At 58.7% G+C, this 20,361-nt stretch carries 17 protein-coding genes and 4 pseudogenes; 11 read left to right on the top strand and 10 right to left on the bottom strand.

The window, feature by feature from the left end; genetic code table 11:
- Positions 1-643: 643 nt before the first annotated feature.
- Complete coding sequence (locus JMY24_RS34000) at positions 644-2,023, top strand: hypothetical protein (protein ID WP_201703719.1); 1,380 nt, start codon at positions 644-646, stop codon at positions 2,021-2,023.
- A 202-nt stretch (positions 2,024-2,225) separates the two neighbouring features.
- Here JMY24_RS34000 and JMY24_RS38755 read toward each other — a convergent pair.
- The 4 genes and pseudogenes from JMY24_RS38755 to JMY24_RS33980 form a co-directional block, all read right to left on the bottom strand.
- Positions 2,226-2,395, bottom strand: a pseudogene (locus JMY24_RS38755) (sigma factor-like helix-turn-helix DNA-binding protein); the annotation flags it as partial.
- A gap of 267 nt (positions 2,396-2,662) precedes the next feature.
- Positions 2,663-4,119 (bottom strand): annotated as a pseudogene (locus JMY24_RS33990) (NCS1 family nucleobase:cation symporter-1).
- A gap of 551 nt (positions 4,120-4,670) precedes the next feature.
- A complete protein-coding gene (locus JMY24_RS33985) occupies positions 4,671-5,132 on the bottom strand; it encodes a cupin domain-containing protein (protein WP_128596114.1) in 462 nt (153 codons plus the stop codon).
- A 1,153-nt stretch (positions 5,133-6,285) separates the two neighbouring features.
- A pseudogene (locus tag JMY24_RS33980) lies at positions 6,286-6,524 on the bottom strand (membrane dipeptidase); the annotation flags it as partial.
- A gap of 87 nt (positions 6,525-6,611) precedes the next feature.
- Here JMY24_RS33980 and JMY24_RS33975 point away from each other — a divergent pair.
- Entirely contained in the window at positions 6,612-6,944 is a 333-nt protein-coding gene (locus tag JMY24_RS33975; RefSeq protein ID WP_236597646.1) for a LuxR C-terminal-related transcriptional regulator, read from the top strand.
- A gap of 47 nt (positions 6,945-6,991) precedes the next feature.
- Here JMY24_RS33975 and JMY24_RS33970 read toward each other — a convergent pair whose 3' ends face one another.
- Positions 6,992-8,170: a GGDEF domain-containing protein gene (locus JMY24_RS33970; RefSeq protein ID WP_236597645.1), complete on the bottom strand. Its 1,179-nt coding sequence runs from the start codon at positions 8,168-8,170 to the stop codon at positions 6,992-6,994.
- 337 nt (positions 8,171-8,507) lie between these two features.
- Between JMY24_RS33970 and JMY24_RS33965 the strand changes: the two genes are divergently transcribed.
- The 5 genes from JMY24_RS33965 (at position 8,508) to hfq (ending at position 13,023) form a co-directional block, all read left to right on the top strand.
- A complete protein-coding gene (locus tag JMY24_RS33965; RefSeq protein ID WP_128596112.1) occupies positions 8,508-8,975 on the top strand; it encodes a ferritin-like domain-containing protein in 468 nt (155 codons plus the stop codon).
- Between the two features lie 316 nt (positions 8,976-9,291).
- Positions 9,292-9,495, top strand: coding sequence for a hypothetical protein (locus tag JMY24_RS38750; protein ID WP_236597644.1), 204 nt, complete (start codon positions 9,292-9,294; stop codon positions 9,493-9,495).
- Between the two features lie 14 nt (positions 9,496-9,509).
- Positions 9,510-9,674, top strand: coding sequence for a glutathione S-transferase C-terminal domain-containing protein (locus JMY24_RS38745; RefSeq protein ID WP_236597643.1), 165 nt, complete (start codon positions 9,510-9,512; stop codon positions 9,672-9,674).
- Positions 9,675-10,085: 411 nt separating this feature from the next.
- Positions 10,086-11,888, top strand: coding sequence for a cytochrome P450 (locus JMY24_RS33955; RefSeq protein ID WP_201703718.1), 1,803 nt, complete (start codon positions 10,086-10,088; stop codon positions 11,886-11,888).
- Positions 11,889-12,786: 898 nt separating this feature from the next.
- Positions 12,787-13,023: an RNA chaperone Hfq gene (gene hfq, locus JMY24_RS33950; RefSeq protein ID WP_201703739.1), complete on the top strand. Its 237-nt coding sequence runs from the start codon at positions 12,787-12,789 to the stop codon at positions 13,021-13,023.
- A 712-nt stretch (positions 13,024-13,735) separates the two neighbouring features.
- Here hfq and JMY24_RS33945 read toward each other — a convergent pair.
- The 3 genes from JMY24_RS33945 to JMY24_RS33935 all read right to left on the bottom strand — a co-directional run bounded on the left by JMY24_RS33945 (position 13,736) and on the right by JMY24_RS33935 (position 15,493).
- Complete coding sequence (locus JMY24_RS33945) at positions 13,736-13,945, bottom strand: cold-shock protein (RefSeq protein WP_128596110.1); 210 nt, start codon at positions 13,943-13,945, stop codon at positions 13,736-13,738.
- A gap of 57 nt (positions 13,946-14,002) precedes the next feature.
- Positions 14,003-14,494: a hypothetical protein gene (locus JMY24_RS33940; RefSeq protein ID WP_128596109.1), complete on the bottom strand. Its 492-nt coding sequence runs from the start codon at positions 14,492-14,494 to the stop codon at positions 14,003-14,005.
- A gap of 621 nt (positions 14,495-15,115) precedes the next feature.
- A complete protein-coding gene (locus JMY24_RS33935) occupies positions 15,116-15,493 on the bottom strand; it encodes a response regulator (protein ID WP_128596108.1) in 378 nt (125 codons plus the stop codon).
- A 900-nt stretch (positions 15,494-16,393) separates the two neighbouring features.
- Here JMY24_RS33935 and JMY24_RS33930 point away from each other — a divergent pair.
- Both JMY24_RS33930 and JMY24_RS33925 read left to right on the top strand, forming a co-directional pair.
- Entirely contained in the window at positions 16,394-16,864 is a 471-nt protein-coding gene (locus JMY24_RS33930; RefSeq protein ID WP_128596107.1) for a PRC-barrel domain-containing protein, read from the top strand.
- A 114-nt stretch (positions 16,865-16,978) separates the two neighbouring features.
- Positions 16,979-17,149: a hypothetical protein gene (locus tag JMY24_RS33925; RefSeq protein WP_164853634.1), complete on the top strand. Its 171-nt coding sequence runs from the start codon at positions 16,979-16,981 to the stop codon at positions 17,147-17,149.
- A 315-nt stretch (positions 17,150-17,464) separates the two neighbouring features.
- On the opposite strand, the gene JMY24_RS33920 is transcribed toward JMY24_RS33925, so the two are convergent.
- The gene (locus tag JMY24_RS33920) at positions 17,465-18,241 is read right to left on the bottom strand and encodes an H-NS family nucleoid-associated regulatory protein (protein ID WP_201703716.1); all 777 of its coding nucleotides are present in this window, start codon (positions 18,239-18,241) and stop codon (positions 17,465-17,467) included.
- A gap of 419 nt (positions 18,242-18,660) precedes the next feature.
- Here JMY24_RS33920 and JMY24_RS38740 point away from each other — a divergent pair, with 419 nt between their 5' ends.
- On the top strand, positions 18,661-18,897 hold the full coding sequence (locus tag JMY24_RS38740; RefSeq protein ID WP_128596106.1) for a dienelactone hydrolase family protein: 237 nt from the start codon (positions 18,661-18,663) through the stop codon (positions 18,895-18,897).
- 93 nt (positions 18,898-18,990) lie between these two features.
- Here the strand turns inward: JMY24_RS38740 and JMY24_RS39905 are convergent.
- Positions 18,991-19,152 (bottom strand): annotated as a pseudogene (locus JMY24_RS39905) (SOS response-associated peptidase family protein); the annotation flags it as partial.
- Positions 19,153-19,456: 304 nt separating this feature from the next.
- On the opposite strand from JMY24_RS39905, the gene JMY24_RS33910 reads away from it, so the two are divergent.
- Complete coding sequence (locus JMY24_RS33910) at positions 19,457-20,185, top strand: haloacid dehalogenase type II (protein WP_128596105.1); 729 nt, start codon at positions 19,457-19,459, stop codon at positions 20,183-20,185.
- Positions 20,186-20,361 lie beyond the last annotated feature (176 nt).

Below are 20,361 nucleotides of genomic sequence, written 5' to 3'. Positions count from 1 at the left end.
GATGGACGCTGTCATCAATGGCCAGCGGCGACAATGCAGCACAGAAACCCTCCGTTCTTCGTGATACGAGGGACGCGCATTGTCTGAATGCAGGTCCTCGCGAAACGCAAAGTGAGAAAATAACCCCACCGACCGGCGAGCAGGCTTTCCGGATTGATCGATACTGGCGATGCGGATCGGCAAGTTGGTGTAAGCGCTGCCCTGGTCCTTCGGAGACCGGCAGATCTCGTGCACCACTGATGGCACGTTCTCAAGAAATGCCTGGTAGGCCGAATCATTCCGGGCTGCAGAAGTTCAGCCGGACTTTCGAGGAGCTGACTGACCAGCCAGCCCCCGTTCGCTAACCACCGACGGATCAACCCCCGGCCGCGCTTTGCGTTGAACGTGAGAGCCGGCGCATCAATCTTCGATCGCCAGCCTGATATCTGACGATTTCGTGTGACCGGCAAAGGCTGACTATGCATTGGTTTACAGGCCAGCATCACCAGATCGCGACCGGCGAGCGCGGACGTTAACCAGCCACACCCATGGCCGGATTCCCCGCCTCTGTTTTCGCGCTATCGCGTCGTTCGGCATCCAATGCCAGCATCACGTCATCTATAATCGCACTCAGCACACCAGTGATCGCATGGAGCCCTACTATATGAGTCAAACCCGCGGACGATATGCGGGATCTCGGGACAGCGGCCAGCGCCAACCTCGTCACGTCAAACAGTCCCAGCCGAACCGGCCGAGACCGCCGTACGTCAATGCACCTGCCCGGGACTCTGCCCAGACTGCCTCCATTTTCAAGACACGATCGTTCCAGTTTCTGGTGGATACGGTAGGCGCGGAGAATATCGCGCTGGGACTGGGATCGAACATGGCGCGAGTGGCCGAGCTGACGAAGGGTGAAAGGTTCACGCCCGAGACCGCCTTTCACATGGAAACCACGCTTGGTTTGCCTCACGGTTTCTTTGACCAGCCCAATCCTGCGCTTGCGCCCGAAACCATCGCCCGCCTGAAATCACCGCTCGAGTTTGTCCAGGCCGACGACGAACCGGAAGCAGTGTCGGAAACACCCATGCCGCCTTCCGCCGTTCACGGCGGCCAGCAACCATATCCTGAAGACAGTTTGTCGGGGGAAGCGCAGATGCCGAAAAAAGCGACGGGCGGCTCGCCCCGGGCCGTCAGAAACAGTCGAAGCCAGATGGCCGCACCGCCTGCCCCACGTGCGCCGCGAAAAGGTTCACCTTCGAAACCCCAGAAATCTGTCGGGGGAAACCAACAGCGACCACTCGCGTTAGACGACAGCGGTGACGTAGAGAAAATTCGACGCGCGAACCTCCATGTTTTGACGGCCCGTAACGGATCGAAAGCAAGACTCGGTGTGGTCATGGAGATGAGCGGATCCAACATGGCCCACCGGCTGTATGGCAAAAAACGGCTCGACAGCGTCGAAGCAAGCCGTTTCACAGAACGACTTGGTTTGCCAGCTGGCTGGCTGGACACGCCGCGTTCGGAAGCCGACATCCCCGAGTCGGTGTCGCGCTTGCTCGCGCCCGCCGCGCGCGGCCGTGCATCCGTTGAACAGAAGGAGCCACTCGCGGCCGCAACGGAAGATCGCGCATCGACGCAGCCCGCCGATGCGACGGCGAACGCGAGGCGCTCGCGGGCGGACATTCGGACCGGTGCGAAAGACCCCGCGACCGGTTTGGCAGGTGCCTCAGAGAAAGGGACGATCGTCGTCAGCCAGCCGCATCACGTCGCTGATGCTCCCGGCGAGCCTGCCCGTCGCAAATCTGACGAAAGTGATGGTGAACCGGCGGCAGCCACGGCGGCAACCGCTGAGTCGCTTGGGGCCCCCGCAACACCTCCGCAATCGCGCGAGTCGCTATCCCCGTCCGTGACGAGCCTGGACCATCTTCACGGCATTGCGCCGATCGCGGAGGCATTGCTTAAGACGCTGGCAGGCAAGGCACGCACGGGCCGACTGGACGAGCTCAAGGCGCTGGAGCTTTTGCAGCAGGCAGTCCTGCTGTGAGGCGGTGGTAGCGTGCCACGAGCTGATCTGCAATGACGCGGGAAGCACATCGGCTCAGCCCGGCTACGGTGCGCGCGAATGATCGCCCTCTTCCTGATCGACGGGAAACTGCGGATCTTGTCATCCAGGACAACATCACGCCAATGCCTTGGTCCCGGCGCGCGATGGTCGGGAATTCGCCTTAGCCCGTCAGCACGCCCCGGTGCCTCAGTTTTCGCATCGCCTTGCGGTCAGTCCACCGGATCCGTTCGCGCGTCACGTCGAACTGTTTCCCCGGTTCCTCTAGCGTACGGCCCGATGCGGTAGCGAGCCCGAAACGCATTGCAGCACCTTTGCCTCGCGCGGCGAGAGCGCATCAAGCGCCCCATTGATCGCGGTACGGATACCGAGCATATGCACTCCACATTGACCTGAACGGTCAGCTATCCTTGCTTATCCCGGCAGGCTTCCCACAACCGCCGGCGACGGTCCCAGCATCGTGCATCTGGTTAATGAGCGGGTGAGAACGGTCAGCTTGCGGTGCCGGCGAGGAATTGCCTGGGGCGTCGCCCTGGTTTCACGGTAGGCAAAAAAGGCAGGACGGGAAGTCAACGATTACGCCCGAGTGCTTGACCGTACCTGATCGGGATGGAAAGACCCTTATGCGCGGGTAGGGGCGACCGCGGCGCGCGGCCGCAGGGTCGCCATGATCAGGTACATGCCGCCGCCGATCACTACGCCGAAAACCAGCCATACGTATTCCACCAGGCCGGCAGCAGGTTAGTGAAGTTGGGCAGGAAGGTCGAAAACACGCTGCCGACCGCCGCCGCAGCCAGCGCGTTCACGTTCCAGCCGCCTTCGTAGCGATATTCGCCGTGCTCCTGGTAGAGCGCCGCGACGTTAATGTTGCCCTTGGCCACCAGATAGTAGTCCACCAGGATGATCCCCAGCAGCGGGCCCATCGTGGCACCGATGGCGTTGACGAAATGCGCGGCGTTGCCTTCCCACGGCGCAAATGGGTAGAGCACCAGCGCGATGGCTGCAGCGATGAAACCGCCCTTCCTGAAGCTGATCTGCCTGGGGAACGTGTTGGAGATGTCGAACGCCGCCGAGACGAAATTAGCTACCACGTTGATGCCTAGCGTTGCGACTGCGAAGGTCACCGCCGCGATGAGTGCCAGTATCCAGCTGTCGAACTTGGCCGAGATCTGCTCGGGGTGCAACAGCACCTCACCGTACACCCTGAAAGCGGCGATGGTGGTTACGCCTGCGACCAGCGAGAACGCAATCAGGTTGACCGGCAGGCCCCACAGGTCTCCTTTCTTGACTGCGTCGCGGTTCTTCGCATAGCGCGAGAAGTCGCAAAAGTTCAGGTACAACGCCGCGAAGTAGGTGATCCAGGTCGCGCCTACGGCCATCAGCGCCCAGAACGAGCCGGGCTCGCCGCTGACGCCGGCTTCCCTGGTCTTCTCGAGCAGCGCGTCCATCGGAATGCCATGCTCGAACGAGAAGCCCCCGGCCTTGACGCACAGGCCGATCGCCAGAATCAGCATCGCGATCCAAACCGCCGGACCGGCCAGGTCCTGGAATTTGCGCACCGTTTCCATACCCTTCTGAATGATGAGCAGTTGCAGCGCCCAGACGATGAAGTAGCAGATCACCTCCGGCCCCGAATGCCCGAGAAAGTGCGTGCCTTTGTGAAACTCCATCAGGCTGGTGTTGCGGATCAATAGCGCGACTATCGCGCTGGAAGCCGCTGCCGTCTGCGCGCCGTACCAGAAGCAGGCCACCACAGCGCGCACCAGCGCCGCGAGGTTGGCGCCCCACACGCCGAAAGAGGCGCGCGCCAGCACCGGGTATGGCACTCCAGTCTTCTCGCCGGCGTAGCCGATCAGATTCATCAGCGCGTAGATCACGAGTGAGCCGAGCCCGATCGCCAGCACAAAGTTGGTAAAGCTGCCGCACAGCAGGAACAGGCTGGCGGCGAGGTAGTAGCCCCAGAGGCTGTGCACGTCCGAGGTCCAGACGTTGAAAATGCTAAAGGCGCCCCAGTTGCGCACCCTGGCGGGTGCGAGATCTTCGTTGTAGAGGCCCGGGGAAGGGTTGCGGATGTCCATCTGTCATCTCCCTTGAGTTCTCAAAACTGAGGAAACACCGCCAGACGACCTTGGGCCGCGACGCGCCGCGTCTGAAGCAAGCTCGCTTGCAAGAACTGTATGCAGTTTGCGGCACAGTTCTGAATGGGTTAACCCTGATCGGGATGCATACCGGCGCAAGCCAACCGACCGATCCCATGCACAATGAGCGCAATTGCAAGTTCGCCGTTGTTGTGCATATGACCGCGCAAATCAATGCATTTGCGCGACGCTTACCGTTGCAGCGTCCCGCTCGTAATCTGTAGGGTCGTTGATGTGGCGATGGCTGGAGGTCCCCCCGAAAAGTTCGCGATGGGGGTAGGCAACCCAATTTCGCGTGCCGTGACTGATTAACTTGCGATGGTGCCGCGTCGGGCGAAAGCTGGCGTTCGTCGAATGCGATCTCAAATGGCAGAAGTGGTTCCAAAATCTTCTCGGAAGTTGCCACGGCTGCGCTTGTTTCGAAGTGCGTTACGCAATGGAGTTCAGGTCAACTTCCGCGCAGGTTGTGCCCCGCCCGATTCGTCAACCTTTCATTGATGCTTCTCGATGGCATCGGCGCGTTCGCAGCTATGTGCAGGCGTCCAGTCCTCCGCAGGCGATCCACGCGGCATTGTCGCGTCCATCAGGATGAGCACGAGCCAGTGACCCTGTTCCTTACCCACGCCGGTTAAAAGCATCGGCTCTCCGGGAGGAACGATCACCGGAGCAGCGCCCGGGCGGCCGAACTGATTGCCATGGGGCGTTTCGAGACACTGCGCGCCCGACAGCACGAACCAGGCTTCGGTTCCGGGATGACGATGTACCGTCGACTGCATACCCGGTCGAAAATTTCCTTCCATGTAAGTCGCCATCAACGATTTAGCCACCGGCAGGGGTAAGGGCCCAACGTTGGCGACATGTTCGCCAGACGCTGACTGCCATGACTTGTCGGCAATGGTGAAAAGCCACACGTGCCCTAGAATTTCAACCACGGTCCCGTTCTTTTCTCTCACTGCATTGGCGGCTAATGGCTCGGGAAGCGATCGATGTGCCAGTAGGCGAGGCCCGGTGGAAGTGCTTCCAGATGCTGTTCTGCGTGAACGAAGCAACCTAACTCGGTCGTTCGCTCTGCGACGGGAATGCACGTGCCGCCCGTTTGCGCGGACGAAGCAATTGATATTGCCATTCCCATCAGGGCGAGCATCAGGCTTGCAGTTGTGCGGCGTGCAGTCTGAGCGGACAAAATTGGTCTCATCACAGTCTCCCTCGTGATTTCGTCCTGACTGCCGTCCTTTTGGAGCGCCTCTTCTTCTCCAGGCGCTCGCCGATCGACAAGCGGTCGACGCACCGTGGACTCCGCGCCGGACGCCCGCCCTTCGATCGCTACCCTCAAACGACTATCAGCCGTTTAGTCCACCATATTCGCCAAAACAAAACGAATATCAGCCAAACGTCTGGCGATGTCGGAAGCGTTGCACGCTTGACGCGCCATCAACTGCGAAGCCGTGCTTAGTATTCGTTCCACTTCTACGACCATCGACGATACGCCTCAGCCGACATGTTATGGTCTGCGAACGAAAAACGTTCGTTGGTCCGTTGCAAAGGCTTTGCTAAGAGGCTCGCATCCACAGCAGCTGACGAAATTGTAATGCCCAGAGGTGTTCGCAATGAACTCACCCGGCAAACACTTTCTTTCTTGCGCGGCCTGACGATATTGCCTTCCACCAGGCATCTACCCACCCCATAGGATTAGCGGCGTCTGACGCTTCCCGTTCACGCAACGCTCCAGCGCGGCTACCGCCACCTCGGCTGCCGCCACAATTTCTGTGCACTCTCCGTAATGTCGGGTGTGCTCCAGACTCTGGCTCCCTCCATACCTTTTGACTTGCGCGAGATCCGCGCGAGCCTTTTCAATGCGGCAGCCGGTGAGCCGCTGTCCTGAATCAGTTTCGCAATATCGAAGACTGTCCCGAACTGGAGTTCAACATAAGTGGGACAAACCGGTTTCGATTCGGCTTTGACACAAAAAAGCGGCACAAGCAGCAAAGGCGAGCAATTGTCCAATCCGACCAGTCAACTTGCACGTGGCAACCTTTCATTGCTCCATGCGCCAGTGAGCCGATGTTCGCACTTCTGGTGTCGGGCGTCGTCGTGCACAGCGGATTAGATGCCGCGCTTGAGAAACGGCGGAAACATCGTCGTACCGACGAAACCGCCGCGATCGACGATGAAGCGCAACTGCTCGTCGTTCCTGTTGCGAAGGGGGCCTTGAGTCCGGCGGGCAGACAGTGCGAATACGCAACCGGTTTATTCGACGCGAGAATCGCTTGGCGCGACGTGTTCGGCCCGACGTGCGACAGGTCGATTAGCATGCTGACGCGATTCATCTCCGCGACGATCTCCCGACTAGCAATCTTTCGCGGTGCTCTCTCTGGAGGGTAAGGACTTCGAGAGCATCGGTGCACGCATCGAGCCGCTGTTGGCCAAATGCGGTGTTCACCGACGACCGCATCATGCGACGCATCGACGGAAGCCGTATCTCGGTGGCGGTACGCGGTTATGGCTTCAATCCGCTGGACCCGTACGAACTCGCGACGTGGACGTTCGACGATCGTCCTGGAGTTCATCGCGGCGAGGACACGGCCAGCACATTGACGCGGCGCGAGCGGGTTGCTGCGGCGCAGGTCGTGGATGGCCGCACCAGCAAGGAGATAGGAAAGGACTTGAAGATCAGCCCACGCACGGTTGACGTGCACCGCTCAGCACTTCTGAAGAAGTACGGCGTGAAGACAACCTACGAACTGGTCAAGATGATGGTCACTTGACCTTCAAGAAAATGCCTGCGCAAGCTGTTCCTGCCAGTTCACAGTCTCTAAAGAGCTGGGGCGTCCTGCAAAGTGTCCGACTGAATGTTGTTGCGGCCTTCCGTCTTGGCGCGATACAAGAGTTTGTCTGCGGCCGCGATGATGATTTCCTCCGTAAGATGCGAGTCGCCGTCAGTCAGATCCACTGCCAGCACGCCGAAGCTCGCGGTTATGGCAATGCTGTGTTGGCTACTCACAGTCGGCGATTTGGCTAACGCACGTCTCAGCCGCTCAGCGAGATCAACTGCGCCCGTTCTGTCCGTTTGAGGCAGCAACAACAGGAACTCTTCGCCGCCATATCGAACTACGCAGTCGAACTGCTGACGAACAGACCTCTGGAGAATAGCGGAGCAATTCCGGAGCACAGCGTCTCCGCAAAGGTGGCCGTAGGTGTCGTTGATGGATTTGAAGTGATCGATATCGCACAGAATCACGCTCAACGAAAGTTTGTGACGCCGGGCGCGTTCGAGTTCAATTGGAAGAAGAACTTCATGCAGATGCCGTCGGTTGAAGCAGCCGGTGAGATGGTCCTTCATTGCCTGCTCTGTCAGAAGCGATTGAACCCGGTATTCATCGCGCCACAGCCGATGATAACGGCGCGCAGCCACCAGCCCGAAGCTGTTTGCGAGCAGGAGCAACATCGACATGGTCACCATGTCGGACCATCTGAGCGTCGACGTATGCAACACGACGATGATGAACACCGCCGTTGCGAGGAACGCAATGCTCAAGGAAACGATCAGTCGGTTCGGGATAAACACATAGACCACAATGAGCATGATGCAGAAAGACATTGCGTGCCGGGGAATCTCGCTGGGTCGATGTCGGACAATCAGCATGAACGTGCCCATTCCGACGATCTCTGCTGCAGTGGCGGCAAGCTGAACCGCGCTGGTGGAACCGGGACGTGTCCGGACGATATAGAGCCCGATAGCGGCCGTGATTGCAACGAAGGTGCGGGCAACGAGAAGCAGCAGTGTCTCCCTCGTATAACCTAGAACACTGAGGTCTGTCAGCGCAAATGCGAGGTAGAAGAATGAGCAGAAAATCAGCGTCGTATGTAGAGACGCCTGATTTCGGTTCAGATGGTGACTTTGGAAATTTTGCTCGGTGTCTTCATTCCTGAACTCCACTCGCAAAGGGTGGATCTGGAATCGAGGATGCGATTGTATGGCAATTTTTTTCAAGTCTTTATTACCGATTACCAATCAGATGGTCATGTGTGGCCTAGGGATATCTTACCCAACAGATGATGCATGCGGTAGGCAACCGTGCAGAACGGCAACCGTGCGATCCGTTTGCGCTCACCTCACCGGGGCACTTTTTTGCTGGACAAACGCGAGTTCATTCTCTCCAATCGATTCAGGGGCAGCCTGCACGATATGATGCAACTGTGGCGAGCGGACCGCGGCTGCCCCACCCTGCTGCCGGCGGCAGCCAACCTGAATCTTTTCCTTGCATGGCGTAATCCGAGCGGCTCGACGCGCACCGGGTCGGTGGCAGTGACTTAAAAGGAGAGTGAAGATGGCAGAGATCGATAAGGAGGGCGTCGTTGCGTTGCTGAACCGGATTCTCGAGTCCGAACTGGCCGGCGTCGTCAGATACACGCACTATTCGTTCCTTGTCTTCGGGTTCGGACGCATTCCGATCAGATCCTGGCTGCGCGAGCAGGCCGACGAATCCCTGTTGCACGCCCAGCTAGCCGGAGAATGGATCACCACGTTGGGCGCCTATCCGTCGCTTGCGATCGGTCCCCTCCTTGATTCACATACTTTCGATATTTCATCGATCCTTCGTGAGTCGTTACAAGCCGAAAACCTCGCGTTGGAGCTTTACCGCGAACTTCTCACGCTGGTCGAGGGCCGCTCTGTCGCGCTCGAAGAGTTCGCCCGCCAGATGATCAATGTCGAAGAGATGCACGCTGGCGAAGTCGACAAGATGCTGCGTCGCCCCGGCGAAATGACAACGTCTGTACAACGGCAGTCGCCTTGAGCCCTAGCGAACGTGACTCGCGGCTGCCCATCATTCCCTCGTTTTGTCTTCATCCCTTGACGACCGGCGGCCGGCCCAGAAAGCCGGCCACATCGCTCAACTGAGCAAGCTCGTATGCCGCCTGGCGCAACAGTACCGAATACTCGTGTATTTCCCCGGCGGTCAGGCGCACTCGTGGCCCGGCCAGACTGATGACGCCAACGCAGCGCGAGCCACTCACCACTGGCGTCGCCACAGCTGACCTGCGCGGAGCAACCACCTCATCGATCATCGCGTAACCCACACGCGTTCAGCGTGCAGGAAACCGAGGAGCGCCTTGAGCGTCGTCGGCGCTTCCGCGAACGCAATTGAATCTAAACTATTGGTCCGTCGAACGCTCGACGAGCGCTTCTGGCCGTTGTTTCGCGACGCCGTGCTTGCCGCCGACCCGGACGTTCAAGCGAATGATCTTGAAACCGCCTTGAAGCCGCTCGTGAATACAACCGCCTGCGGTACCTCTATCAGGGCATCGGTCATATGAACTGGAGCAGATCTATGCGCGGTATCGCGAATCTGCGCGTCGTGGCGGACATGCTCGGCGACGCCAGCTATGTTTTTGGCCGCGATCCTGCCACCGTTGACGCGGCGATCTATGGCTTCGTCGCCAGTATCTATTTTTACGAAACCGACACGCCGTTGAAGCGGCAGGTGTTTCAGTAGCCGTTCCATGCATATTCCACCTGGGACCCGCCGTGTTTGGGGTTGTGCGCACGCCAGATTCGCCTCCCCCAAATAGGTGACTGAATGCACCGCTCGGGACAAGTCAAAAAGGCGGCACGAAACTACAAAGAGTGCTTGGCTAGCATCGCTGAATGACTAGTATTCTTGTTGAGCGAATGTTCTGAAATCTGTCATGCAAAGCCGGTGCGGAATCTACACGGAACTGAAGCAGCAGTGCTAACTGGTTGCCGGTTGTGCCTGCCTGACATTGCTTTCCATTTTCGCTATCGGGTGTCGTCCGATACCTGGAAGGCGCGATTCTCAGCCGGCGGCCGTGGTCACGTGAAACTGTCTTTCGCGCATTTGTGCCTGAGATGGGCCAGTGTACATCTGGTGTGAAGGAGCGCGATTATGAATGCGGGTCTTCAGGCAGCGCAATCGGGTTCCAGAGACATGGTTGTCATTGCGCGCACGCAAGATCTGGAAGACGACAACGTCAAGGCGGCGAACCTTGACGGGATTGACTTGGGCGTTGTCTTGCACGCGAACGGCATTTGCGTCTTTCAGGGCCGCTGTCCGCATCAAGGCACCCTCTTATCCGAAGGAACGTTGAAGGACGGTTTGTTGACCTGCAGGGCGCACGGCTGGCAGTTCGCCTGTTCATCTGGATACAGACAGGGGCAAAGCACCTCGGATCTGAAGAAGTTTGAGGCCATCGTCGAAGAGTGTGAAGTAAAGGTGGATCGAAACGAGGTTCTCGAGTGGAATGCACAGCGGTCTTCCCAAGATAAGAGTGTTCGGCAAACCCGTGTGTCCCCGACTCGTACAGTCGAGCAACTTCCTGGCCCAAAAGGCTTTCCCTTTCTGGGGAATACATTGCAGTACAAGCCTGGCAGGCTGCACCTCGTGCTTGAGCAGTGGTGCCGGGAGTTCGGCCCCATGTACACGTTCAGGCTGATGGGTCGCCCCTTCGTCGCGATCGCCGATCCGCATCTCATCAGTGAGGTCCTGCGTGAACGGCCGGGCACTTATCGGCGCTGGGACGTGATCCAGACCGTTGCGCAGGAAATGAGCGTCGACGGCGTCTTTTCCACGGAAGGCGACACCTGGCGAAGACAACGACAGCTCGTCGCGAAGGCGCTGGACCCCGTACATCTGCGCGCATTCTTTCCATCGATGCGCACGATGACGTGGCGACTGCTGAAACGATGGGAGATAGCAGCGCGCGATCAGCGCCCCTTCGATATTCGACAGGACCTGATGCGCTACACCGTGGACGTGACGACAAACCTTGCGTTCGGATATGACATGGACACCCTCGAGAGCGAGGGCGAGGTGATCCAGCGACACCTTGAAGTGATGTTTCCGATGATTAACCGGCGAATCAATGCGCCTTTTCCGTATTGGCATTACTTCAAGCTACCTGCGGATAGAGAGCTGGACCGCGCCCTGAATGCTGTGCGGACGCTGACAAAGGAACTCATAACTCGCAGCCGTGTCCGATTGACGCAACGCTCGGACGCTGCCCCGCTTCCCGCGAATCTGCTTGAGGCGTTGCTCATGGCGCAACAGGAAGGAGAAGCGCCGCTGACCGACGACGAAGTGCTCGCAAATGTTTTCACGATACTTCTGGCAGGAGAAGACACCACCGCGAATGCTCTCGCCTGGATTGCATATTTCATGTGCCGCCACCCCGACGTGCAGAAAAAAATGCAAGAAGAAGTCGACTCGGTGATCGGCCAGGGGCCAATTCTCGAAGATCTCGATGCGGCCGACGCGCTGGTGTATCTGGACGCGGTGACCAATGAGGCCATGCGGCTCAAGTCGGTTTCGCCCGTTCTCGCAGTTGAGCCTAACTTCGATGTTCAATTAGATGGCGTTCAGATCCCGAAGGGGACGGTCCTGTCGTTGCTGACGCGCGAAGCAGGCCTGCAGCAGGGTGGCGACTCGGCGGCTCACATTTTTGACCCAGACCGTTGGCTCAACGGAGCCAGTGCCGCAAGTCACCATCAGGCGGGGTTCATGCCGTTCGGCTCCGGGCCGCGGTTGTGCCCGGGACGCAGGCTCGCCTTGATGGAAGTGAAATCGGCGCTCGCGATGCTGTGCCGCAATTTCAGCATATTCCAGGCCGACGGCGCATCCGATGTGGACGAGGTTTTTGCGTTTTCGATGTTGCCAGGAAACCTGCGCGTCGCCCTCAGTCGACGGTACTGAGCAGCCGCTTCCGCCAATCGTTCGATACTCAAATGTGAGGACATCATGAGCTTTGCGGATATCCTGCATCATACGCGGAAACCGTTGAAAGACGGTGCCGCGAACTAACGCCTTTCACTTCGGTACTGAAATTTACTCAACGGACAACCTTGAGCGCGTCATCGATGCTGCGCTCGAAGCCGGCCGCGTTTCCAAGATGAGTCATGCTCAAGTCACGGCCTGTCTTGCCGCGCTAATCGAGCCGCGGCCGCGGTGCACGAATCTTGACGCCATTCTGTACGATTCCTGCGGTCGATGGGTTCGACGGCCGACCTCGTGCTAAAGCTGCGAGGCATTGAGCGTCCTGCGTACGACCTAAGGCCCACTTCAGCCGTCCCCGACTCAATCTGAGCTAGCCGCCCATCACCGAATTTTCGACATATCAACGGCTATGCCGCGAGTCGATGCTCGTAGAACGGCCGGTACCTGTCATCAAGAATCGCGTACATTGCCTCCAGATTCTTCTGTCCGGGCCATTCCTTGGCGGGCCGCGACCTTTCGCAAGGATGTACAGCGCACAAGAAGCTGCGCAATCGGCCATCATGAGCGCCAGCATTCGTGTGGCCAGGTACGCTGCGGCGCGCTCTCATGACAACCGCGTCGATGACGATTAAAAGCGGCTCGGTCCCTCCACAGGGCCGCAAAAAGAATTTGTCGGTCTCACGTGGAGTTGTACGCGCCGTCTGTGGAGTCAGATGCGCCCGACGAGAAAAAGGGTTGGCCGTGGCCGCAGCCGGGTCAACCTCTCGACACGTTATCGCTCAGGGTATCTAACTTGAATTAAAGTTTCTTGGTACTGCCGTGTTGGACGTCAGGTATCACCGGTACAATTAAAGGACCTAATGCTTTAACCTTGAACATGACCCCACGCCCAAGCGTGCAGGACGATTTTTTGCAGACGCTCGTGAATGACAAGACCACTGTAAGCGTGTTCCTCGTGAGCGGCATCAGACTGAACGGGCAACTGGCCGCCTTTGACCAGTTTGTAGTTCTGCTGGAGTCTGGGACAGGTGTGCAACTTGTTTTCAAACATGCCATTTCGACCGTGCTGCCCGTCAATGGCGAGCCCCGGCACGCGGTTCCGGCGCGGCGGTGAGTCGGACAAGCCGGACAGCTTGTGAGTTCGCGTCCGATGAAAACTGTCATGAGATGCTGTGCCTACGCTTGACCTGCGCATAGCCAGGCGACGTCCACGTCAAGAAGTTCAGACAGGCGTGCACAATCCGTACTTTTCGGAACGATAACGTCGGCGCGCCAAAGGGTCACGTCGTATTCTGGTACGCTGAGCGACCTGGCCACCCGACTGAAAGTAACCTTTGCGCGCTGATGTTGCCGTATTCACGGACTCTATCCGTCTCCCGCGACAACAGAGGCACGCCGGCGTCGTCCACTCGTTCAAGAGGGCGCGGCACGGCCCGTCATATCGAACGTCGAGCGACGACCCGTCCTTGAAAACGGGTCGCTTCACGAATCCGGAATCCTGGACTCTCCGAACAGCGCCCCGCCCCACGAAGACGCCAGGCCGTTCGTCGAATAGAACCAGCAGAATCAACGGTCCGTATGTTTGCATGGCGTTGAAAAAGCCGGGTTCCGCAGAGGGCTCCGTCACCCCAGCCAATAAACCAGGGCTGCGCCAGGATTTCGGGTATCGCGTGCGAGAAAGCGCAACCTCGTGCGGGTACCCGGGTAGGACGAGGGTTCGATATGCGGCACGCCGTGCACGCGGGTCTCCAGCTGGTTGTCCGTACGTTTTGCGAAATCGGCCGCATAACCTCCCATTCATCGCGACGAGGCGAGCGTCGGAGCTGTTACAGCGACAACGGCCTGATGTTGGCCGCCTGCCTGCCCTTCGGCCCCTGCTTCACATCGAAGCTGACCTTCTGATTCTCCTGCAATGACCTGAAACCGGTGCCCTGAATCTCCGAGAAGTGGGCGAACAGGTCTTCTCCGCCGTCGTCCGGCGCAATAAAGCCGAACCCCTTCGCGTCGTTAAACCACTTTACTGTTCCGGTCGTCATATCAGTTCCATAAACGTTAGTGTTGCATGCACGCGGCCGACGCCGGTCGCCCCCGGCTCACTTTGCGCGAGTTCGCGCTCGCTTCCGGACGCCGGGCAGGGGAGCAGGCACCGGTCCGTGTCGCGCCTTTGGTACCGCATCTGGCAAATTTCCGCATTCTGCGAAGGACTGGAGCACCCTCGCCGCAGCCGACCTCCCGCGTTGCTCCAGTCTTGCGCTAAGGGCGAGTGCAAATTCCCTAAGGTCGTCGCGTCCGTGCAACGCCTGGAAGTCCTGAATGGTTTGTGCGACCGCCTCCAGCATGGTGTGCTCGTGCAGCGTGCTCGCGATATGCGAGGTGGCTCTCGCCAGTTCCATCTCGTAGACCTTCAGACGTGCTGTCTCCTCGAAGGCGCCGTTTACTCTGGCTGGCTTCATCACATCGATACCCCCGGCTCTGCGAGAAAACGGACTTTCCGTATCAGAGAAAGCGCGCAGCGGCATGATGGTGACCGCGATGCCGAGCGGCCCGAGAACATCAGAACGTATAGGCAAGGGAGAGAACTGCATGGCCCCTGCTTGCCATGAAGTGCGAATCAGGGGGCCCGGGGCTGCCCAGTGCAAAGCCAGTGAACGTCGAGCTGGAGGACCGTGGCAAGGCGCGTGCAGGCGTTCAGCGGCGGCACAGTGATTCCGCCTCGCCAATATTCCACCTCATATTCACTGACACCGAGCCAGTTAGCTGCGCGTGCCGAACTGATGCCAGCCCGCTTCAATGCCCGGTCCAGGCGTGCGGCCAAGGCGCGCCTGAGGCGGTCGTTCCCGGCACTATGCTCGAGATGACCAATGCTTTCGGAATGAGGACTCATCATGTGACAGCTCTCTCAGATATGTTTCTATGCAATTCGCTTCCAGCTCTTCCGCGTGCGCGCCGCAGGCTACATGCTCCTGATGACGCTTTCGTGATGCCATGCTTAACTCGCCCCAGCAGGCGCTATGCAGCCTGACTGCTTGCGAGTTGTCAGTCCGTGCACCTCACCGCATGTACAGTCATGTCAGACATGAAAGGACTGTTCGCATGTGACTTTGTACTCGAGCGCGAAAGCAGAACTGTGGGGTCCTGCGAGAACCACGTTGGCTAACGTCATATCGGGCTCGCGGCCGACCGTACCTGACAGCAACGCAATGTGCCTAGGCGGCCAGAAGAGCGCTGGCCTGCCCCCACATTCGGGCATCTTCAATGGCTTGCAAAAGTGCATCGAGAGAAAACGGCTTCCGCAGGCAGACGTCGAAAAGCCGGGTGAGTCCACCGACTTCACTGTCACCGGTCATGGACACGATGAACGGCCGCCCAGCGAAAGGCGTTGTGATAATCGACCGTGCGACTGCACTTCCCTTGATTCCCGGCAGGTTCTCATCCAGAAGTACCAGCCCGAAGGCATGGCCACGTAGCAGCGAAAGTGCAGTCTCTCCGTCCTGCGCGACAGTGGCGTGGAGACCATAGCAGTCAAGCAGGAAAGCCAGACTGTCTGCCACATCCTCATTGTCCTCGACGACCAGCACGTCCATCCGGACTCTCCTCGATTTTCGAAACTGCGGGTTTACACTATTTCTTATTATTATATTATCCTAACTATTAGTACTTAATATCTTAAATCGTTTGGCCGCGCCCTACCAGTTCTGTAGCCAGACAATATCCGCCAATCGCTGCTCGCGACTGCGTGTGACGCTTGTTTGATGTTGCATACGATAATCATCATTATTTAGCTGCTCGAAAACTGCGCCCGTTGACCCTGACACCGGGCCATTCACTGGCGTGGGATGATTCATAGGCCGCTTCAAATCGCGGGTATCGCGTCGTGCTTGCAGAAAACGGACGCGATGCATTGCGGAAGGCATCGCTAAACTACCGAAGCTCGTCATCGCCGACTGGGAAATGCCGGAAATGGATCGTGCAGAGCTTTGCCGCCGCCTCACATTCCAGGCGGCGTTCGTCGAGACACCGGTTGCTTATGTTGTCAGCCAGGCCAGAGCCCGCGTCTGTGACTCGTTGTTGGACTGCACTCCTTCGCAAGCCGACTGCGATGGAAGAGCTGCTGCGCACCGTCCATGGGTTTCTGGTTGAACGCTTGGCGGACGCGCGGGGACTTACGCTTCCGAGTACTTGGGTCCGTCCCACTGGCGAGCCCTCGATTCCAGATGTTGGCCGTGACCGGCCTAAGTGGAGGATTACCGAGTCGCCAAAAACCCCGCGTGGAGAACGGCGCATCCAACGCCTATGACACGTCGCCGAACTGCCCGGCGACCAATGTCGAAAGTCCGAGGTTGCGAGACTCCATGACTGCGAGGAGCGACGCTCCGAGTGCGTCATTGGCTGCTTTCGACACGGCTTGTCGAAACATGTGAAAGTAGGCTTCGTCTTGGCACGCGCGTTGCGCGCCGAAGGGCACGAACTTCAAGGAGACGACCATGACAACTCTTGACCCCAAAACGCAAGCGCAGACGGGCAGCACCGGCGCGAACATTGTCGGCAGTGGCGTTGGCGATGGGCCGGGGCCAGACGTAATGGCAGCAACGACTCTGGATGACACAAAGGTGATGTCGTCTGACGGAGCACACGTTGGGAAGATATCCGACATCATGCTCGACGTGCGTAGCGGCCGCATCGCATACGCCGTTCTTGCCGAAGGTGGCTTTCTCGGAGTGGGCAGCCAACTGCACGCGATTCCCTGGAGCGCGCTGACGCTGGATACTGACGAGAAGTGCTTTTTCGTCGATATGACCGCCGAACAAATCAGGAACGAGCCGGGGTTCGACAAGGATCACTGGCCGTCCATGGCGGATGCGCAGTGGGGCACGACCGTACATCAGTACTACAACCGCGACCCGTACTGGTCTGCAACCCGTGATGTCAGCGGAAGCGACGTTACGGACATTTGACGGCTCATTCGGGCAGGCAGCATACACAGTGGCTGCCGCCTGCCCCATAGCCTGCGCGGCAGTCCGTGCGATTTTTCGGGCAATGGACCGCTACTTCGGTCAAGGAGCACACCAATGGCGAAGCATCGAAAGGAGCAGGGTCACAAGGTTGGCCCCGAAGACGACACCGACAGGCAGCCGGCGAACGCGCCGGCCACCAGCGACGGTTCAGACGCATCTGGGAGCGCGGCTCCTGTCCTGCAGTCAGAGGACGACGAGTTGTTCGATGAGGATGCGCCCGAGTAGGCGCTGCGCGGAAAGACAGTTTCCAGCCACAGAGCGACCGGCTTGTTAAGGACGCCTTGCGCGCTTAAGTCACTGTAAACGCCGCAGGCTGCCTCAAGAGCGCGGTTGTGGACGGAGTCGCCGGGCATCACGCGGGGCACCGCGCTGTCGGTGGTGCGGTCGGTGGCTGCATGGTCGGCAGGCATCTTGCGAAGCAGCACGCTCAACAGCAAGCCACGCAACGCCCGGTACCACAGTCGCAATAGGACGTCGTCGGCTTAGTGCGCCCGGTGGAATCGGAAAATCGCTGGTTCACCGGGCACCTGATAACTGCGTTTAGGTCGTCAACTCAGCGTCAGACTCGACCGTGGGCACCGGAGCGGGCACCGCTACGCTCTGGCGCGGCGCATTTTTAGCCCGCACGCTCCCGCCCACGGCTTTCTTGGCGACCACTTTTTTCACCCCAACCTTTTTCGTCGGTGCGGTCTTTGTCGCCGCGGCTTGCTTTGCCGGCACCTTCCCGCCCGCGGCGTTCCTGGCAACAGTTTTCTTCGCCGCCGGGGCCTTCTTGGCAGCAGCCTTCTTGACCACCTGCTTCGTGTCGACCTTAGTAGCGCCATCAATAAGAAACTTGCTGCGGTCCTTGGCACTAGCAATCCAAGCCGGCGCGCGACCACGTCCACTCCAGGTTGCGCCAGTCTTTGGGTCAGCGTACAGCGCAGGCTGGGGGCCTCTCGCGTAGTTTCCTGCCTTCGCGACCTTCTTAGGTGCACCAGCCGAGATTGCGGTGTTGCCTTCAACGAGAAACTTACTGCGGTCCTTCACGTTAGCAATCCATCCCGGCGCGCGGCCGTGTCCTGACCATGTCGCGCCGGTCTTCGAGTCGCGATATTTCGCTACTGGGCTTCCAGCTTTCGCTGCTGCCTTCGCAACGGGCTTCGGCCCGCGTTTTCTGCGACCAACGTGCACATCGATGTCAGCAGTAGTCAGTCCATGCTCTGCCATCAAGCTTCGAATCTTCTCGATAACTGCGCTCGATTTTTTCGCGGCGAGCGCTTCTGCTTGTGCCTGCAGCTTCTGGATTTTTGCTTGCAAGGATTCCAATGTCGTCATTGCCGTTTCCGCAGTTGAGATGTCCAACTATGCCATGTTGACGAGGAGGTCGGCTAGTTCGGCGCGAAGCGGGTGGAAGGACCGCTCGCCTACCTGAGTACGGTTTAGACCGTCGCGATTGTCAAGGCGGCTTCGACGTTCGCTTAGTCAGGCTCGTAGTCTTCGCCTTCTTCGCGTAGTCGCCCATATACGAAGGCTCCCCATCGCGTCTTCGATCAACTTCAAGAGATGACTTTGCCTGTCAGCCATGAACCGGCCATGCGGAGCAGGGGGGCCCGAATGAGCGGCGATGGCGCCTGGGTCAAGACTGCTTTGAGCCGCCGCGAATGCGATACTGTTGCTAGGCGCTACTGTCATGCTGACTGCAGCACCTCACCCTCATTACAGGAAGTTCTATCTGCGAAACAAGGAGAGATGCAATGGGCAAGTATCAGGAAGTTCGGACGGACGATGGAAGCTTCGCGGTTTACGTTGCTATGCCTGCCAAAACGCCCATCAAAAGAGCGATGGCTGAGAATGGCAACGCCACCGTTCACTCATATCCCGGTTGTAACCACGCGTTTGCTCGACACACGGGCCACCATTACGACAGCGCTGCTGCGGAACTCGCGAATTTGCGGACATACGAACTGTTTCGGCGCGCGCTCCAGGACTAGACGAACGTCATTGCACTGTAGATAGCCGCCAACCCGGCCACGGTTTGTCTGACACGCTGAGCAGCCGTTTCGGAGTTGTTTGATAGCTGGGTACTGATAGCGCATGGGCTTCACTACGCGATGCCCATGTTCCATAACCATGACGAGCGCGTATTGTCCCGGCAAAATGCGTGAGTCCCGCGGTTGTGACTCTGTTCGATGCAGGTCCTCGAGTTTGCGCTTGGTCCAGGCGATTTTGTCGGTGGCGATTCGCTGCTTATCGTGTCCAGCGACTTGGTATCGGCACCACTGGGGGAAAACTTAGGGCACTGTCGGCGCTGTGAGGCCCAGGGCGCAACCGCGGTTCCCAAGCCCTCTCGTCGCGGCTTTGCCCGTTCAGGCGTGCGCACCGCCTAACGAGCGGTAAGTGAGCCAGCCGACCGCCGAACGTCCAAGAGTCGATGCGGCAAAGAAGCGAACCTTGGTAACCTGTCTTTTTGCCTTTAGTAGACGCTACCTTCGTCCTAACAGCGGCGGACGAGTAGACTTGTTCCAATGCGCCGATTGAGAGGCTCAGGAAATGACTAAGGATTCCGCAATCAAAGCTCTTCTGTTCGATGTCTTTGGCACCGTCGTTGATTGGCGAGGCGGCGTTGCGCGAGATGTAGGCCCGTTTCTCAGCCGTCGCAACATGGCCGTCGACGCCACCGAGTTCGCAGATGCGTGGCGACGCGAATACTCGCCCGCTATGGAAGAAATTAGAAGTGGACGACGGTCGTTTGTCCGCCTTGACGTTCTTCAGAAAGAGAATCTGGTCAAGGTCTTGCGCAACTTCGGCATTGATGTCGACTCGGTCACCGCCGACGAACTTGACGAGCTGAACCTTGCCTGGCATCGGCTAGACCCGTGGCCCGATTCTGTAGAAGGGCTGTTGAGGCTCAAGCGTCAATTCATTATCGCGCCCCTTTCAAATGGCAACATTAGACTGATGGTGGACATGGCGAAGCGTGCCGCGCTTCCTTGGGACGCCATTCTCGGCGCGGAAGTCGTCAGAGCGTACAAACCATCGCCACAAGTCTATGCCGACACAACCGAAATCCTTGGACTTAGCCCAGCGCAGGTTTGCATGGTCGCGGCTCATAACGGCGATTTGGCGGCAGCGCGTCAATGCGGCCTAAAGACCGCGTTCGTGCTTCGGCCCGTCGAACATGGCCCGGACCAACAAAGCGACTTACGCGCTGAACAACCATGGGACTACGAGGCGGCAGACCTAAACGACCTGGCGATGCAACTAGGTCGCCCGACTTAACAGCTTCCAACGCCGAGCCGCTGCCCACGCTTTGTCCGAGAGGCTGCACTAACTGTGATAACGGCAACCGATAATTCAGGCGCTCGCCCCAGTCGCTGCCTGCAACGAAAGCCCCACGAAGCCCCGCACCCCGGTTTCCATCCTGTTTTTTTCGGCGAAACCCCATTCTGCTCAGC

The sequence above is a fragment of the Paraburkholderia kirstenboschensis genome, from assembly GCF_904848585.1.
Lineage (GTDB): Bacteria > Pseudomonadota > Gammaproteobacteria > Burkholderiales > Burkholderiaceae > Paraburkholderia > Paraburkholderia kirstenboschensis.
This window is presented reverse-complemented; position numbering and strand designations above follow the sequence as displayed.